We start from the raw sequence: 16,997 nt of genomic DNA on the forward strand, positions 1-16,997 counted from the left end.
GCTTAATAAGTTAATAGTGTAATAGGGGAATGTTCCCTGTTAAAAGGAGGAACGAAATGGAATACGTAATTGAGATGAATAATATTACGAAAGTATTCCCAGGCATTGTAGCGAATGATGATATTACGCTGCAAGTAAAACAGGGAGAAATACATGCTTTACTTGGAGAAAATGGTGCAGGGAAATCCACATTGATGAATGTACTATTCGGTTTGTATCAGCCAGAACAGGGTGAAATTAAAATTAAAGGAACGCCTGTAAAAATTACAAATCCGAATATTGCGAATGATCTTGGTATTGGGATGGTCCATCAACATTTTATGCTTGTTCATAATTTTACAGTTACAGAGAATATCATTCTCGGTAATGAACCGAAGAAAAAAGGGAAAATAGCTGTTGAAGAAGCTGCTAAAGAGATTCAAAAGTTGTCTGAACAATATGGTTTAGCTGTAGATCCATACGCGAAAATACAGGATATTTCTGTTGGTATGCAACAGCGTGTTGAAATTTTAAAAACACTTTACCGTGGAGCGGAAATTTTAATATTTGATGAACCGACTGCAGTGTTAACACCACAAGAAATTCATGAATTGATTCAAATTATGAAAAAGCTTGTGCAAGAAGGAAAATCTATCATTCTTATTACTCATAAATTGAAAGAAATTATGGAAGTTTGCGATCGTTGTACAATTATTCGCAAAGGAAAAGGGATTGGAACTGTTGACGTTGCAAATACGGATGAACATAAACTTGCAGAATTAATGGTCGGACGTCAAGTGAATTTTAAAACAGAAAAAATAGACGCTACGCCCAAAGAAGAGGTACTTTCTATTGCAAATCTTGTTGTTCACGATGCACGCCAACTGCCTGCTGTAAAAGGCCTTGACTTAACTGTTCGTGCGGGGGAAATTGTTGGTATTGCAGGAATCGATGGAAATGGACAAAGCGAATTAATAGAAGCAATTACTGGTTTACGAAAAGTTGAGTCAGGTTCTATTGCAATTAAAGGGAAAGAAATAACGAATTGGCCTGTTCGAAGAATTACAGAAGAAGGAATTGGTCATATTCCAGAAGATCGTCATAAGCACGGACTAGTTCTTGATTTTTCTGTTAGAGACAATATAGTTTTGCAAACGTACTATAAAAATCCATTTTCAAAGAAGGGGATTTTAAACTTTAGCAAAATCACAGGGAAAGCGAAGGCACTTATTGAACAGTTCGATGTACGTACACCTAGCGAACAAACATTAGCGCGTGCTCTATCTGGTGGGAATCAGCAGAAAGCTATTATTGCACGTGAAGTAGATCGTAATCCGGATTTATTAATTGCAGCACAGCCAACACGTGGTTTAGATGTAGGTGCAATTGAATTTATTCATAAAAAATTAATCGAGCAGAGAGATAATGGGAAAGCGGTTCTTCTTTTATCTTTAGAATTAGAAGAAATTTTAAATGTGAGTGATCGGGTTGCGGTTATCTATGAAGGGAAAATTGTAGCAATTGTGAATGCGAAAGGCACAAATGAACAACAGCTTGGTTTGCTAATGGCTGGAGGAACAGAGAAAGAGCAGGTGGGTACAAATGGCTAAAAAACTTTTAACAGAGCGAACGATAAATGTTTTAGTCCCAGTACTATCCGTTATTTTTGGTTTAATTGTTGGAGCGATTGTAATGCTGGTTAGTGGCTATGATCCAATTGTTGGTTATAGTGCGCTTTGGACAGGTATGTTCGGCAGTGCTAGTGCGATTGGTGAGACACTTCGCACTATGATACCACTTATTCTTGCTGGATTATCGGTGGCGTTTGCATTTCGTACAGGTTTATTTAATATCGGGGTAGAGGGTCAACTATTAGTTGGTTGGCTTGCGGCAGTTTGGTTCGGTTATGCGGTCTCACTACCAGCGTTTCTTCATATTCCATTATCTATTTTATTTGCAGCAATGGTGGGTGGAATATGGGGCTTTATTCCTGGTTATTTAAAAGGGAAGTTTAAGGTTAATGAAGTTATTGTAACAATAATGATGAACTATATCGCGTTATATGTAACGTATGACATAATTAAACGCTTTTTACATGAGGGCAATGATAAAACATACGATATTAAAGCGAGTGCATCTTTATCTTCAGATTGGTTAGCTGCAATAACTGATGGTTCACGTCTTCACTGGGGAATTATTGTTGCAATTTTAGTAGCAATCTTAATGTGGTTCTTATTAGATCGAACAACTCTAGGTTATGAATTAAAGTCAGTAGGATTTAATCAACATGCTTCTCAATATGCAGGTATGAAGGTTTCTCGTAATGTAGTATTCTCCATGACAATTGCTGGTGCATTTGCTGGGATTGGTGGAGCAATGGAAGGGTTAGGAACATTCCAAAGCATGACAGCAATGTCTTCATTTACAGGGATTGGATTTGACGGAATTGCCGTAGCGCTTCTTGGAGGAAATAATCCATTTGGTATTATCCTTTCAGCATTGTTATTTGGTGGTTTGAAAAGTGCTTCCCCTCAAATGAACTTTGAGGCAGATGTACCATCAGAACTTATTAACGTAATTATTGCATGTATTATCTTCTTTGTTGCATGTAGTTATGTTTTAAGATGGGCGCTTACACGCATGAGCAAGGAGGGGAAATAAATGAGCTTTTTAGATATATTAGCCATTCTTGTGACAGGTACGTTATATACATCAGCACCTTTAATTTTTACAGCATTAGGTGGTGTATTTAGTGAACGATCAGGTGTTGTAAATATTGCGTTAGAAGGACTAATGCTATTTGGTGCATTTGTTGGAATTGTTACAACCTTATTAATGGGTGATACTTGGGGAACGATGACTCCATGGATTGCATTACTATTTGCGGCAATTGGTGGTGGATTATTTGCATTACTTCACGCGGTAGCATCTATTACGTTCCGTGCTGATCAGGTTGTAAGTGGTGTAGCGATTAACTTCTTATCTCTTGGTTTAACAGTATTTGCGATTAAGAAGATTTTTGATAAAGGGCAGACAGATTTTATTCAATACCGTATTGAAAAAATCGATGTCCCAGGTCTATCAGATATTCCAGTTATCGGAAAAATATTTTTCTCAAACGTACCGTTAACATCGTATATTGCCATTATTTTAGCATTTGTTGTTTGGTACATTATTTATAAAACACCGTTCGGTCTTCGTCTACGTGCTGTTGGTGAACATCCAATGGCAGCAGATACGATGGGGATTAATGTATATAAAATGCGTTATATTGCAGTTTGTATATCTGGAATGTTTGCAGGAGTGGGTGGTGCGGTCTTCGCAATGTCGATTTCTGGTAACTTCTCAGGTGCTACAATTACTGGACAAGGTTTCTTAGCACTAGCAGCTATGATCTTTGGTAAATGGAATCCACTTGGTGCTCTTGGAGCAGCATTGTTCTTCGGATTTGCTCAATCACTTGGGATAACAGGTGGTACAATTCCTATATTAAAAGAAATTCCAAGTGTATTCTTAACGATATTACCGTATGTATTTACAATATTAGCACTTGTTGGTTTTGTAGGCCGATCTGAAGCTCCGAAAGCATTAGGAACGCCTTATGAAAAAGGAAAACGATGAGTATTTAGAAAGTATAAAAAAAGCTCGCACATTAGTGCGGGCTTTTTTACATAGAATATATTTAATACGGAATTTTACTATGTTCCTTACATATTAAAGTTTTTAGAAAGACTCAAATGTAAGCATAATAAGGAAGAAAAGTTGATTTTTTATTTCTAAAAACTGTATATTGAAGAGGAATATTCCTACATACGTAAAGGAGGGCTATTAATGAAACTAATGGAACAGCAACTGCATGAATTAGGTGGCTTGCGAGTACATATTATTCCGACTGATAAATTTAAAACAAATACCTTTGTATTTCGTTTTAAAGCACCTTTAAATGAGGAGACGGTGACAGAGCGTGCCCTATTGCCGTACGTATTGCAAAGTGCGACAGAAAAACTGCCTTCTGTAATTCGTCTTCGTCAATATTTAGAAGAATTATATGGATCTTCTTTAGCGGTAGATGTAAGTAAAAAAGGGGAAGACCATATCATCTCTATTTATGTAGACATTGCAAATGAAACATATTTACGCGATGCACCACCGTTATTTGAAAAAGCGCTTTCTATGTTATCTGATATTGTTTTACATCCAGCAACAGAAGGGGACGGTTTTCTATCTTCTATTGTAGAAAGTGAGAAACGAGCACTCTTGCAACGAATTGAAGCTACTTATGATGATAAAATGCGTTATGCAAATGAGCGTTTAATTGCAGAAATGTGCAAAGTAGAACCATATCGCTTAAGTGCAAATGGAAAAAAAGAAAGTGTTGCTTCTATTACAAATGAAAGTTTGTATCAATATTATCAAAAAGTGTTAGCTGAAGATGAAATGGATTTATATATCATTGGTGATATTTCGGAAGATGCTGTGGAGCTTGTAAATAAGTATTTTTCGATCTCACCTCGCGCTATGAAAGAGAGAAATGTACTTCTTCATAAACGAAATAATGAAGAAAAAGAAATTGTTGAAAAACAAGAACTAAAGCAAAGTAAATTAAATATCGGCTATCGCACATTCATTACGTATAAAGATGAAGATTATTTTGCATTACAATTGTTTAACGGATTATTTGGAGGGTTTTCTCATTCGAAGTTATTCGTAAATGTCCGTGAAAAAAATAGTTTAGCGTACTATGCAGCATCGAGATTTGAAAGTCATAAAGGTTTGCTCTTCGTTATGTCTGGAATTGAAGCGAAGAACTTTGAAAAAGCTGTTGAAATTATTAAAGAACAGATGAAAGCAATGCAAAGCGGTGATTTTTCAGAGGAAGAGATTCAGCAAACGAAAAGTGTAATTCAAAATCAAATCTTAGAGGCAATTGATACACCACGTGGTTTTGTTGAAATGCTTTATCACGGGGTGATTTCAGAGCGTACGCGTCCAGTTGAAGAATGGCTAACGGGCATAGAAAGCGTGACGAAAGAAGAGATTGTGAAAGTTGCTAATAATATTGAACTAGATACAATTTACTTTTTACATGGAACGGAGGGAGAATAAATGGAGAAAATTGTGTATGAGCAATTAAAAGAGACGCTATATTATGAAAAACTTCCGAATGGATTAGACGTATATATCTTACCGAAACAAGGCTTCAACAAAACATTTGCAACATTTACGACGAAGTACGGTTCTGTTGATAATACATTTGTACCGCTTGGAAAAGAAGACATGACTCGTGTACCAGATGGAATTGCTCATTTCCTTGAGCATAAATTGTTTGAAAAAGAGGACCATGACGCGTTTCAATTGTTTAGTAAACAAGGTGCTTCAGCGAACGCTTTTACATCTTTTACAAGAACCGCTTATCTCTTTTCCTGTACATCAAATGTAGAGAGAAATTTAAATACGTTGTTAGACTTTGTACAAGAACCGTATTTCTCTGAAAAAACGGTTGAAAAAGAAAAAGGTATTATCGGTCAAGAAATTCAAATGTACCAAGATAACCCAGACTGGCGTTTATACTTTGGGTTAATCGATAGTTTGTTTGTGAAACATCCAATTAAAATTGATATTGCAGGGACGATTGAGTCTATTAGTAAAATTACAAAAGACCTACTGTATGAATGTTATGAGACTTTTTACCATCCGAGCAACATGTTATTATTTGTTGTTGGAGCGATTGATCCTGAAAAAACAATGGATTTAGTTCGTGAAAATCAAGCGAAAAAAGATTACGAAAATCAACCAGAAATCGTTCGCTCTTTTGAAGAGGAACCAGAAGAAGTAAATGAAAAGAAAAAGATTATTTCAATGCCTGTTCAAACTCCAAAATGTTTAGTTGGTATTAAGGCAACGAATTTAAAAGAAAAAGGGCAAGCTCTGTTAAAACAAGAAATTGCACTTACATTACTTTTAGATTATTTATTTGGAAAAGGGTCAGTTCATTACGAATCTTTATATAATGAAGGTCTTATTGATGATTCGTTCTCGTATGACTATACAGAAGAAAATAACTTCGGTTTTGCAATGGTTGGTGGAGATACGAAGCACCCTGATGAATTGGCAGAGCGATTAAAAGGTATTTTACTACAAACGAATTATGATCAGTTAGATGAGACTGCGCTGGAACGGGTGAAGAAAAAGAAAATTGGCGGATTTTTACGATCGTTGAATTCACCTGAATATATTGCAAATCAGTTTACACGATATGCGTTTAATGAATCTAGTTTATTTGATGCTCTTACAGTGTTAGAAGGATTAACTGTTCAAGACCTACAACAAGCAGCAAAAACATTATTAATTGAAGAGAAAATGAGTGTCTGCCAAGTGTTACCAAAAAAATGAAGTAATATGTGAATAAAAAACGCAGTATCTATATCCCTCATCTAACGTTTGGTTATTGCCAAATGGTAAGATGAGGGTATTATTTATTTATACATAAAAAGATAAGAGAGGGAATTTATGAAAAAGTATGCATTAGTAACTGGAGGAAGCGGAGGGATTGGCTCTGCTATTTCGAAGCAGTTAATCGAGGATGGTTATACAGTCTATATTCATTACAATAAAAGCGAAGAGAAGATAAGGGGGTTACAAAAGGAGTTTGATGCAGTGATTCCTGTGCAAGCAAATTTAGCTTCTATCGATGGAGCAGAGAAATTGTGGGGACAAATCGAACATCCTATTGATGTTATTGTATACGCAGCTGGAAAGAGTATATTTGGATTAGTAACAGATGTTACGAATGAAGAATTAGATTATATGGTGGAGCTTCAAGTGAAGAGTGTATATAGACTTTTATCGATGGCGCTTCCACCGATGATCGGGCGGAGAAGTGGTAATGTTGTTGTTATTTCATCCATTTGGGGGCAAATAGGAGCGTCTTGTGAGGTGCTGTACTCAATGGTGAAAGGTGCACAAAATTCATATGTGAAGGCTTTAGCGAAAGAAGTTTCTCTAAGTGGATTGCGCGTTAATGCGGTAGCGCCAGGTGCGATCGAAACAGAAATGTTAAATGTATTTTCAGAAGATGATAAAAATGAAATTGCTGAAGATATTCCATTAGGTAGAATAGGACTACCCGAAGAGGTAGCAAAAACAGTATCATTCCTCGTTTCGCCAGGAGCTTCTTATATTACGGGGCAAATTATCGGAGTGAATGGCGGTTGGCATTGCTAAAAAATTCTTACATAAAAAACAAGAAATTGTACAAATTAAGCATGATTCTATTACTAAAATAGTGAGGTGCTTAAACATGTCAGTGTTAGATAATTTTGATCAGTGGAAGAGCTTTTTAGGAGAACGTTTAGAACAAGCGGGGGGAAAAGGGCTTGATGGTGGTGCCGTATCAGATATGGCATTTCGTGTTGGTGATTATTTAGCAAATGAAGTAGAAGCGCGCAACGATCAAGAAAAATTATTGTCTGAGCTTTGGAAAGTTGCTGATGAACAAGAGCAACATACAATTGCAAATTTAATGGTGAAGTTTGTACAACATAAGTAAAAGTAGAGAGGAGCTTCTCCTCTCTACTTTTTTTGTATAGTAATTAGGAGGAATAGATTATACATTTAGCTTCCCTATTAAGGTGAAATCATATAATATAGTACGTAGGTGTAAAGTAAGCGTAGGGGAGTGATCTTGGATGATTGAATGGTATTTTGAATATGAAATACATAAAAACCGACCTGGCTTACTTGGTGACGTTTCTTCGTTAATCGGTATGCTTGGCATCAATATTGTCACAATTAATGGTGTAGATAATGCACGACGTGGACTTTTGCTTATGTGTGATAATCAAGAGCAAATCTCTAGACTTGAATCAATTTTAAATACGATGGATAATATAACGGTAACGAAATATCGTCCGCCAAAGCTTAGAGATAAGCTAGCAGTTAGACATGGTAGGTACATACAACGAGATGCAGATGATAAGAAAACATTTCGATTTGTGCGTGATGAATTAGGATTGCTTGTAGACTTTATGGCGGAGATAATGAAAAAAGAAGGTCATAAATTAATTGGGATACGAGGAATGCCTCGTGTCGGAAAAACAGAATCTATTGTTGCCGCAAGTGTTTGTGCAAATAAGAGATGGTTATTCGTATCATCTACTCTCATTAAGCAAACTGTTCGTAGCCAATTGATTGAAGATGAGTATAGCGACGATAATATTTTCATACTAGATGGAATTGTGTCGACAAAGCGTGCAAATGAAAGACACTGGCAGCTCGTTCGTGAAATCATGAGATTGCCTGCAACGAAAGTTGTGGAACATCCGGATGTGTTTGTGAGTCAGTCAGAATACACATTGGATGATTTTGATTATATTATCGAATTGCGTAACGATTATGATGAAGAAATTCAATATAATTTAGTAGATGAAATTGAGCAAGGTACGCAAAACAATTTCTCTATGTTCGACTTTTAAAGAAATATTGAGGTGTTAGTAGTGACGGAATTAGGACAAAAGCTGACAGAAGCAAGAGAAGCGAAAGGCTTATCTATTGATCAGCTGCATGAGATTACAAAAATTCAAAAACGCCATTTAGTAGCGATTGAAGAAGGCAATTATGATGTGTTGCCAGGAGCTTTTTATGCGCGTGCATTCATTAAACAATATGCAGATGCTGTTGGATTAAATGGAGAGGAACTGCTTGTGGAATATCAGAGTACGATACCACAGTCTGAAAAACGTGAAGTTCCACAAGTATCAACTGGACAAAAAACACAAGAAACAATGCAAAAATCTTCATCATGGCCAATTGCGGATCATATGCCCAAAATTTTGATTGCGTTGTTAGTAATCGCATTTGGAGTGGTAGTCTGGTTTGTTATTCAAGCGTTAACTGGAAAAGATGATAGGCAAGTTCAAAATGCTCAAAGTGAGAAAATTGAGGTTCAAAAAGCAAAAAATTCTCCGTTAGATACGAAGAAAGATGAAGCGAAAGCGGAAGAACCAAAAAAAGAAGAACCAAAGAAAGAAGAACCAAAGAAAGAAGAGCAACCAGCGCAACCAACTGGACAACAAGAAGTGAAGGTAGTTGGAACGAGTGGTAAGGTATCTACTTTGGAAATTCATAATAATAAAACATTAGAACTGGAAATTTCAGCGAAGGGTGCAAGCTATGTAGATGTTAAAGATGATGCGGGTAACGAAATTCTAAACACTACAGTACAAAGTGGTCAAACAGAAAAACGTGATTTATCAACAGTAAAAGAAGTGCGGCTTAATATTGGAAGTGCACCGAATGTTGAAATTAAACTGAATGGCCAAGTGGTTACTTTCCCATTAGATCCAGCAAAAGAATATCACCAAAGATTGGTGATAAAAAACCAAGGGATAGGGCAAGCTGCGCAATAACAGTCATCGCTTCGATGACTTTTTTCAATGAACAAATGTTTTTGACATGATGGAGGAATAGCTGTGAATTTACCAAATAAAATTACAATATCTAGAATCTTCTTAATTCCAATTTTTATGGTAATTATGTTAGCGCCCTTTGAGTGGGGCTCATTTATAATTGGTGATGTAGAGTTACCAATTCAACATTTAGTAGGGGCACTTATCTTTATTATTGCTTCGGCTACAGATTGGATTGATGGACATTATGCAAGAAAGTATAATCTTGTAACGAATTTAGGGAAATTCCTTGACCCGTTAGCAGATAAATTACTTGTTTCGGCAGCACTTATCACATTGGTAGAAATGCAATATGTACCTGCTTGGATCGTTATTGTAATTATAAGCCGTGAGTTTGCAGTAACAGGTTTACGCCTTGTACTTGCTGGGACAGGGGAAGTAGTTGCAGCAAATCAGCTAGGGAAAATTAAGACATGGACACAAATTATTGCAATTGCAGCATACTTATTACATGATGTACCGTTAAATCTACTTCATATTCCAGTTGCAGATATTTTCATATGGATTGCATTATTCTTTACCGTTATTTCAGGATGGGATTATTTCTGGAAAAATAAAGATGCTTTTGTAAACTCAAAATAGAAGTTTATGGGGGAATTGGGATGAATGCTGAAATTATTGCGGTTGGAACGGAATTATTACTTGGACAAATTGCAAATACAAATGCCCAGTTTTTATCTGAAAAGTTAGCTTCAATCGGAATTAACGTGTACTACCATACTGTTGTTGGGGATAATAACAAGCGATTACAGAAGGCAATTGAATTGGCTGAAGAACGAGCTGATATGCTCATTTTTACAGGTGGATTAGGACCGACAAAAGATGATTTAACGAAAGAAACAATAGCGTCTAGTTTAGATGAAGAGCTTGTGTATGATGAAAAGGCATTAACATCGATAAGCGATTATTTTAAGCGTACAGGCCGTGAATTTACGGAGAATAATAAAAAGCAGGCGCTCGTTTTAAATGGATCGACTGTATTTGCGAATGATCACGGTATGGCGCCTGGTATGGGATTAAATACGAATGGAAAAGTTTATATTTTATTACCAGGACCACCAAAAGAAATGAAGCCGATGTATATAAGTTACGTAGAGCCTTTTTTATGTAAGTTTACAACGGGGGAAAATATTTATTCTCGTGTTCTTCGTTTTTTTGGTATTGGGGAATCTCAATTAGAGGTGAAAGTTCAAGATTTAATTGATGGACAAACGAACCCAACCATTGCACCACTTGCAAATGATGGAGAAGTGACATTACGTTTAACTGCCAAACATCATGATGCTGATGAGGCGGAGAAACTGATTCAGCATGTGGAAGATTTGATTTTAGAAAGAGTAGGAGAATTTTTCTACGGATATGACCAAGATTTCCTTCATTACAAGGCAATAAGGCTATTGAAGGAAAAAGGGTTAACTTTAGCGTGTGCAGAAAGTTTAACAGGTGGTCTTTTTGGAAATCAAGTAACAGAAAATGCTGGTGTTTCGTCTGTATTTAAAGGCGGTGTCATTTGTTATCAAAATGATGTGAAGCAACAAATTTTACATGTACCTGAAGAAGTGTTACGTACTGATGGCGCGGTTAGTAAACAGTGTGCTCGCTATCTTGCTGAAAATGTAAAGGAACTGTTAAAAGCAGATATCGGAATTAGTTTCACTGGGGTGGCAGGACCGGATGCTTCAGAGCATAAAGAACCAGGAACAGTATTTATTGGATTGGTGATTAAAGATGAACCAGCTGTAGTCTTCTCGCTTAATTTAAGTGGAAGTCGTCAACAAATTAGAGAACGCTCTACAAAATATGGATTTTATCATTTATTTAAAAAGCTAGAAGAGATATAAATTTCTTCTAGTTTTTTTTGTTGGAAAACCTAGTTTTATTCGATATAAAATAAAAAAACGAATAAATGTTCGATTTTTGTTGGCAAATTGAATTGAAAATAGGTATAATAAGATTAGCAATTTAGTTAAGGAGGAATTTTGAATGAGCGATCGTCAAGCGGCATTAGATATGGCGTTAAAACAAATAGAGAAGCAATTCGGTAAAGGTTCAATTATGAAATTAGGAGAACAAGCGGAGCGTAGAATTTCTACAATTTCAAGTGGTTCTTTAGCACTTGATGTGGCACTAGGGGTAGGCGGATACCCACGTGGCCGTGTTATTGAAATTTATGGACCTGAAAGTTCAGGTAAAACAACAGTTTCATTACACGCAATCGCGGAAGTACAGCGTCAAGGTGGACAAGCAGCGTTCATTGATGCGGAGCATGCAATGGATCCTGTATATGCACAAAAATTAGGTGTTAACATAGATGAATTACTATTATCACAGCCTGATACAGGGGAGCAAGGACTAGAAATCGCAGAAGCACTTGTACGAAGTGGAGCGGTTGATATTATCGTAATTGACTCTGTGGCAGCTCTTGTACCGAAAGCTGAGATCGAAGGGGACATGGGTGACTCTCACGTTGGTTTACAAGCACGTTTAATGTCACAAGCACTTCGTAAACTTTCAGGTGCAATCAACAAATCAAAAACAATCGCAATCTTTATCAACCAAATTCGTGAAAAAGTTGGGGTTATGTTCGGGAACCCAGAAACAACTCCAGGTGGTCGTGCGTTGAAATTCTATTCAACTGTCCGTCTTGAAGTACGTCGTGCTGAGCAGTTAAAGCAAGGTAACGATATTGTTGGTAATAAAACGAAAGTAAAAGTAGTTAAAAATAAAGTAGCACCGCCATTCCGTGTTGCTGAAGTTGATATTATGTACGGAGAAGGTATTTCAAGAGAAGGTGAAATCTTAGATATGGCTTCTGAACTTGATATCGTTCAAAAGAGCGGTGCTTGGTACTCTTATAATGAAGAACGCTTAGGACAAGGTCGTGAAAATTCGAAGCAATTCTTAAAAGAGAATACGGATTTAAGAGAAGAAATTGCCTTCTTTGTTCGTGAACATCACGGAATTGGTGAAAACTCTGGTGTTGAAGACACGGAAGATTCAACTCGTCAAGATTAAAAAATAAAAGACACGGTCCCGTGTCTTTTATTTTTTAATCCACTATGAAAGCGCTATATATAGCTGGAGATAAAATATTTATTCTATCCAAAAGGCTATGTGTAAAGGGGAATATTCATATATTTTAAGTGAATGAATTGGGATTTTCTAAGGTTTTCCAGGATAATATGCTGTCTGTTTTTTAAATCCATATAAGATTCAGGGCTTAAGGTAAAGAAAGTAAAAGTAGACAACGCTTGACAATGAAAATTGCGATAGATACAATGAGAATGTATATTTTTTCTTATATACGATATACTCTTCTCAAGAAGAGAAGTAATATTCGGAGTAAGACTTAAATCTTGCCGAAATAATAATATGACATTTTAATTGTGAAATGAAGAAAGTCCCTTAAAAAAGCGGGACGACGGTCTTTGCTGTACGTTGTAATTCAATGTACATGCCGACAGTCTTTTTTCATTCATAGCAAGGGGAGGTGAAATCATGAGTAGTAGTACAGTTTGGATACTCATCTCCATTTTGCTTGCAACAGTCGGTGCAGTTGTTGGCTTTTTTGTTCGAAAGTCTATTGCTGAAGCGAAGATTAATGGTGCAGCTAATGAAGCAAAACGTATTCTAGACGAAGCGAATCGTGATGCTGAAGCACTTAAGAAAGAAGCGCTTTTAGAAGCAAAGGATGAAATTCATACACTTCGTACAGAAGCTGAATTAGAAATTCGTGACCGTAGAAGCGAATTACAAAAACAAGAAAATCGTTTAATGCAAAAAGAAGAGAACCTTGATCGTAAAGACGAAACGCTCGATAACCGCGAGCGACAGTTAGAAAAGAAAGAGGAATCTCTTGTAGCGAAACAACAACAGATTGAAGAGTTGGAAAGCAAAGTGGGAGAGTTAGTTCAAAAGCAACAAACAGAATTAGAGCGCATTTCCAATCTGACCCGCGAACAAGCGAAAGCAATTATTCTTGGTAAAGTGGAAAGTGAAGTTTCTCATGAAATTGCCGTTATGGTAAAAGAAAGTGAAGTTCGCGCGAAAGAAGAAGCGGATAAGAAGGCAAAAGAGATTTTATCTCTTGCAATGCAAAGATGTGCAGCTGATCATGTTGCTGAAACAACCGTTTCGGTTGTAAATCTTCCAAATGACGAAATGAAGGGACGTATTATCGGACGTGAAGGTCGTAACATTCGTACGTTAGAAACGTTAACAGGTATTGACCTTATTATCGATGATACACCAGAAGCTGTAATTCTATCTGGATTTGACCCGATTCGTCGTGAAACAGCTCGTATCGCTCTTGATAAACTAGTACAGGACGGACGTATTCACCCAGCGCGTATTGAAGAGATGGTCGAAAAATCAAGACGTGAAGTGGACGAGTATATTCGTGAAGTCGGAGAGCAAACAACGTTTGAAGTGGGTGTTCATGGCTTACATCCAGATTTAATTAAAATTTTAGGTCGTTTAAAATACCGTACAAGTTACGGACAAAACGTCTTAAAACACTCTATGGAAGTTGCATACTTAACTGGACTTATGGCAGCGGAGCTTGGTGAGGATGAAAAACTAGCAAGACGTGCTGGTCTATTACATGATATCGGAAAAGCAATCGATCATGAAGTAGAAGGTAGCCACGTTGAAATTGGTGTTGAACTCGCAACGAAATATAAAGAGCATCCTGTTGTAATAAACAGTATCGCATCTCACCATGGTGACACAGAACCAACTTCTATCATTGCAGTTCTAGTTGCTGCAGCAGATGCATTATCAGCTGCAAGACCGGGAGCTCGTAGTGAAACGCTTGAGAATTACATTCGTCGTCTTGAAAAGTTAGAAGAAATTTCAGAGTCTTATGAAGGCGTAGAAAAATCTTTCGCAATTCAAGCAGGACGTGAAGTTCGTATTCTGGTAAAACCAGATACAATTGATGATTTAGAAGCTCATCGTTTAGCTCGTGATATTCGAAAACGTATTGAAAATGAACTGGATTATCCAGGACATATTAAAGTAACTGTTATTCGTGAAACACGTGCAGTGGAATACGCAAAATAAAGTGGTGAAACACCACTTTATTTTTTTGTGTTGGAATTGGGTAAAATAAAGAAAATTATTTATGAGCAGTATGCAAGTGAAAGAAACTTATAATAGATAAATTGTAACTGTTGTAAGGAAATAGCTTTAAGGTTATAGTATGGTAATAAAAAATGTAGTACATAGAAAGGGTAAGACATATGAGAATATTATTTGTTGGGGATGTAGTAGGATCTCCTGGTAGAGACATGATTCAACAGTACGTACCGGCATTAAAGAAGAAATATACACCGACAGTAACAATTATTAATGGAGAAAATGCTGCGGGTGGACGTGGAATTACGGAAAAAATATATCGAAACTTTTTAGAGTGCGGGGCACAAGCGGTTACGCTTGGAAACCACGCTTGGGATAACCGTGAAGTATTTGAATTTATCGATGATGCAAAATATCTTGCAAGACCAGCTAACTTCCCAGAAGGAACGCCGGGAAAAGGGCTTATCTTTGTAAATTGTAATGGAACAGAAGTTGCAGTTATTAACTTACAAGGACGTACTTTCCTTCCTCCAATTGATTGTCCATTCCGTAAAGTGGATGAGTTAATCAGTATTGCAAAAAAACGTACAAACATTATCTTTGTTGATTTTCATGCTGAAACAACAAGTGAGAAGCAGGCGTTAGGTTGGTATGTAGACGGTCGTGCTACAGCGGTAGTAGGTACACATACACACGTTCCTACAGCTGATAATCGTATTTTACCAAGCGGAACAGCTTATATTACAGATGTTGGTATGACAGGCCCATATGATGGGATTTTAGGTATGGATCGCGAAGCGGTATTGAAGAAGTTTTTAACGAACTTACCAGTGCGTTTTGAAGTGACGAATGGTAGAACACAATTAAGTGCAGTGTTAATTGATGTGGATCCTAATACAGGGAAAGCAAAGAAAATTGAGCGCATTTTAATTAATGATGACCAGCCATTTTTTGACTGATTTTTAACGAAAAGTTAGAGAATTCTTTATATTTTAATTTTTTAGAAAAATTACAGAAATTTAGCAGGAATACGTGCCATTCCTCGTGAATATAAGTTAAAGTGAAATAATTGCTATTACTTTTTATAGAAACGAGGAGGAAACGCGGAATGGAAATATTAAAAGTTAAAGCAACGTCGGTCCCTAATTCTGTAGCTGGTGCACTTGCAGGTGTTATTCGCGAACGCGGAACAGCAGAAATTCAAGCTATTGGTGCAGGTGCATTGAACCAAGCGGTAAAGGCAGTAGCAATTGCAAGAGGATTTGTAGCGCCTAGCGGTTTGGACTTGATTTGTATCCCAGCGTTTACAGATATTATGATTGATGGTGAAGAGCGTACAGCGATAAAATTAATTGTAGAACCTCGTTAAGTTGAAACAACCTGTTTGCATGTATGCAAACAGGTTGTTTTTGTAATGGAGGAATGAAAATGAAAATTTTTGATGCACATTGCGATGTACTCTTTCAGTTATGGAGTGCAAAGGGAAAAAAAGACTTTCAAAACGATTCACAATTACATATTACATTTGAACAATTAATGAAAAGAAAAGGAAGTATACAATGCTTTGCTATATATATACCAGAAACAGTAGCGTATGAAAAGCGTTTTGAAGTTGCGCTGCAAATGATAGATATTTTTCATAATGAAATTCTATCGCTACCAGGAATGAAGTTTATTCAGACAAAAAACGATATTAACATGCTAAAACAGGACGAGATTGGAGCATTATTAACATTAGAAGGATGCGAAGCAATTGGAAAAGAAGAGATGAAATTACGTTTGTTTTATCGCTTAGGTGTACGTTCCTTTGGATTGACATGGAACTATGCCAATCTGTTAGCTGATGGAGCGCTAGAGGCACGTGGAGCAGGTTTAACTACATTTGGTAGACAAGTTGTACAAGAACTTAATACGTTACATTTATGGACCGATGTGTCTCACTTAAATGAAAGAAGCTTTTGGGATGTTATTGAAATTGCTAAAAACCCAATTGCATCTCATTCAAACTGTTATCAACTTTGTGGGCATCCACGCAATTTAAGCGATGAACAAATAAGAGCCCTTATAAAGAAAAATAGCATTATTGGTATTACTTTCGTACCGCAGTTTTTAACGAATGAAAGACAAGCGAATATAGCAGATATATTAAGGCATGTGGAATATATTTGTTCATTAGGTGGAGAAAAAAATATAGGATTCGGTTCTGATTTTGATGGGATTTTAGAAACTGTTGTAGGTGTAGAAGTATATAGGGATTATGAAAATATAATTAATCAACTGTGTAAAAAGTATAATGAATCAACTGTAGAGCGATTTTTGTATAAAAATTTTGTTGACTGTATAACGTTCTAAAGAATATGTTTTAAAAATTCAGAATAATTAAAATAAATTCACTTGAATTTATTGATTTTTTTAAGACCTAATACTAGAATGGTAAACGAAATAGCATTATACTAAAGATTCAGGGAAAAC

At 36.5% G+C, this 16,997-nt stretch carries 16 protein-coding genes; all 16 read left to right on the forward strand.

Going from position 1 to position 16,997, the window contains the following annotated elements:
* The first annotated feature begins 56 nt into the window (after positions 1 to 56).
* The 16 genes from NSS74_RS05485 to NSS74_RS05560 all read left to right on the forward strand — a co-directional run bounded on the left by NSS74_RS05485 (position 57) and on the right by NSS74_RS05560 (position 16,877).
* Positions 57 to 1,589: an ABC transporter ATP-binding protein gene (locus tag NSS74_RS05485; RefSeq protein ID WP_002142848.1), complete on the forward strand. Its 1,533-nt coding sequence runs from the start codon at positions 57 to 59 to the stop codon at positions 1,587 to 1,589.
* Entirely contained in the window at positions 1,582 to 2,640 is a 1,059-nt protein-coding gene (locus NSS74_RS05490) for an ABC transporter permease (protein ID WP_002142847.1), read from the forward strand. The genes NSS74_RS05485 and NSS74_RS05490 overlap by 8 nt, the downstream gene beginning before the upstream one ends.
* Positions 2,641 to 3,600, forward strand: coding sequence for an ABC transporter permease (locus NSS74_RS05495; RefSeq protein ID WP_002033690.1), 960 nt, complete (start codon positions 2,641 to 2,643; stop codon positions 3,598 to 3,600).
* A 210-nt stretch (positions 3,601 to 3,810) separates the two neighbouring features.
* The gene (gene yfmF / locus NSS74_RS05500; protein ID WP_002033691.1) at positions 3,811 to 5,085 is read left to right on the forward strand and encodes an EF-P 5-aminopentanol modification-associated protein YfmF; all 1,275 of its coding nucleotides are present in this window, start codon (positions 3,811 to 3,813) and stop codon (positions 5,083 to 5,085) included.
* Positions 5,086 to 6,372 carry an EF-P 5-aminopentanol modification-associated protein YfmH gene (gene yfmH, locus NSS74_RS05505; protein WP_002014592.1) on the forward strand — a complete coding sequence of 429 codons (1,287 nt, stop codon included), beginning with the start codon at positions 5,086 to 5,088 and terminating at the stop codon, positions 6,370 to 6,372. It begins immediately after the preceding gene.
* A 117-nt stretch (positions 6,373 to 6,489) separates the two neighbouring features.
* Positions 6,490 to 7,203 carry an elongation factor P 5-aminopentanone reductase gene (ymfI, locus tag NSS74_RS05510; RefSeq protein WP_002014593.1) on the forward strand — a complete coding sequence of 238 codons (714 nt, stop codon included), beginning with the start codon at positions 6,490 to 6,492 and terminating at the stop codon, positions 7,201 to 7,203.
* Positions 7,204 to 7,279: 76 nt separating this feature from the next.
* Entirely contained in the window at positions 7,280 to 7,528 is a 249-nt protein-coding gene (locus NSS74_RS05515) for a DUF3243 domain-containing protein (protein WP_000114449.1), read from the forward strand.
* A 139-nt stretch (positions 7,529 to 7,667) separates the two neighbouring features.
* A complete protein-coding gene (locus NSS74_RS05520; protein WP_000574107.1) occupies positions 7,668 to 8,453 on the forward strand; it encodes a DUF3388 domain-containing protein in 786 nt (261 codons plus the stop codon).
* A 21-nt stretch (positions 8,454 to 8,474) separates the two neighbouring features.
* Entirely contained in the window at positions 8,475 to 9,386 is a 912-nt protein-coding gene (locus tag NSS74_RS05525) for a helix-turn-helix domain-containing protein (RefSeq protein WP_002142844.1), read from the forward strand.
* A 63-nt stretch (positions 9,387 to 9,449) separates the two neighbouring features.
* The gene (gene pgsA, locus NSS74_RS05530) at positions 9,450 to 10,028 is read left to right on the forward strand and encodes a CDP-diacylglycerol--glycerol-3-phosphate 3-phosphatidyltransferase (RefSeq protein WP_002014596.1); all 579 of its coding nucleotides are present in this window, start codon (positions 9,450 to 9,452) and stop codon (positions 10,026 to 10,028) included.
* A gap of 20 nt (positions 10,029 to 10,048) precedes the next feature.
* Complete coding sequence (locus NSS74_RS05535; protein WP_002014598.1) at positions 10,049 to 11,287, forward strand: competence/damage-inducible protein A; 1,239 nt, start codon at positions 10,049 to 10,051, stop codon at positions 11,285 to 11,287.
* A gap of 142 nt (positions 11,288 to 11,429) precedes the next feature.
* Positions 11,430 to 12,461 (forward strand): recombinase RecA, encoded by a 1,032-nt coding sequence (recA, locus tag NSS74_RS05540; RefSeq protein WP_002014599.1) that lies wholly within the window; start codon positions 11,430 to 11,432, stop codon positions 12,459 to 12,461.
* A 483-nt stretch (positions 12,462 to 12,944) separates the two neighbouring features.
* Entirely contained in the window at positions 12,945 to 14,510 is a 1,566-nt protein-coding gene (gene rny, locus NSS74_RS05545; protein ID WP_002014600.1) for a ribonuclease Y, read from the forward strand.
* Between the two features lie 179 nt (positions 14,511 to 14,689).
* Positions 14,690 to 15,484 (forward strand): TIGR00282 family metallophosphoesterase, encoded by a 795-nt coding sequence (locus tag NSS74_RS05550; protein ID WP_002014601.1) that lies wholly within the window; start codon positions 14,690 to 14,692, stop codon positions 15,482 to 15,484.
* A 149-nt stretch (positions 15,485 to 15,633) separates the two neighbouring features.
* Positions 15,634 to 15,894 (forward strand): stage V sporulation protein SpoVS, encoded by a 261-nt coding sequence (spoVS, locus tag NSS74_RS05555; protein WP_000404341.1) that lies wholly within the window; start codon positions 15,634 to 15,636, stop codon positions 15,892 to 15,894.
* Between the two features lie 59 nt (positions 15,895 to 15,953).
* Positions 15,954 to 16,877 carry a dipeptidase gene (locus NSS74_RS05560; protein WP_002142843.1) on the forward strand — a complete coding sequence of 308 codons (924 nt, stop codon included), beginning with the start codon at positions 15,954 to 15,956 and terminating at the stop codon, positions 16,875 to 16,877.
* The last annotated feature ends 120 nt before the right edge of the window (positions 16,878 to 16,997 follow it).

It is taken from the genome of Bacillus sp. FSL E2-8868 (assembly GCF_038005505.1).
GTDB lineage: Bacteria > Bacillota > Bacilli > Bacillales > Bacillaceae_G > Bacillus_A > Bacillus_A mycoides.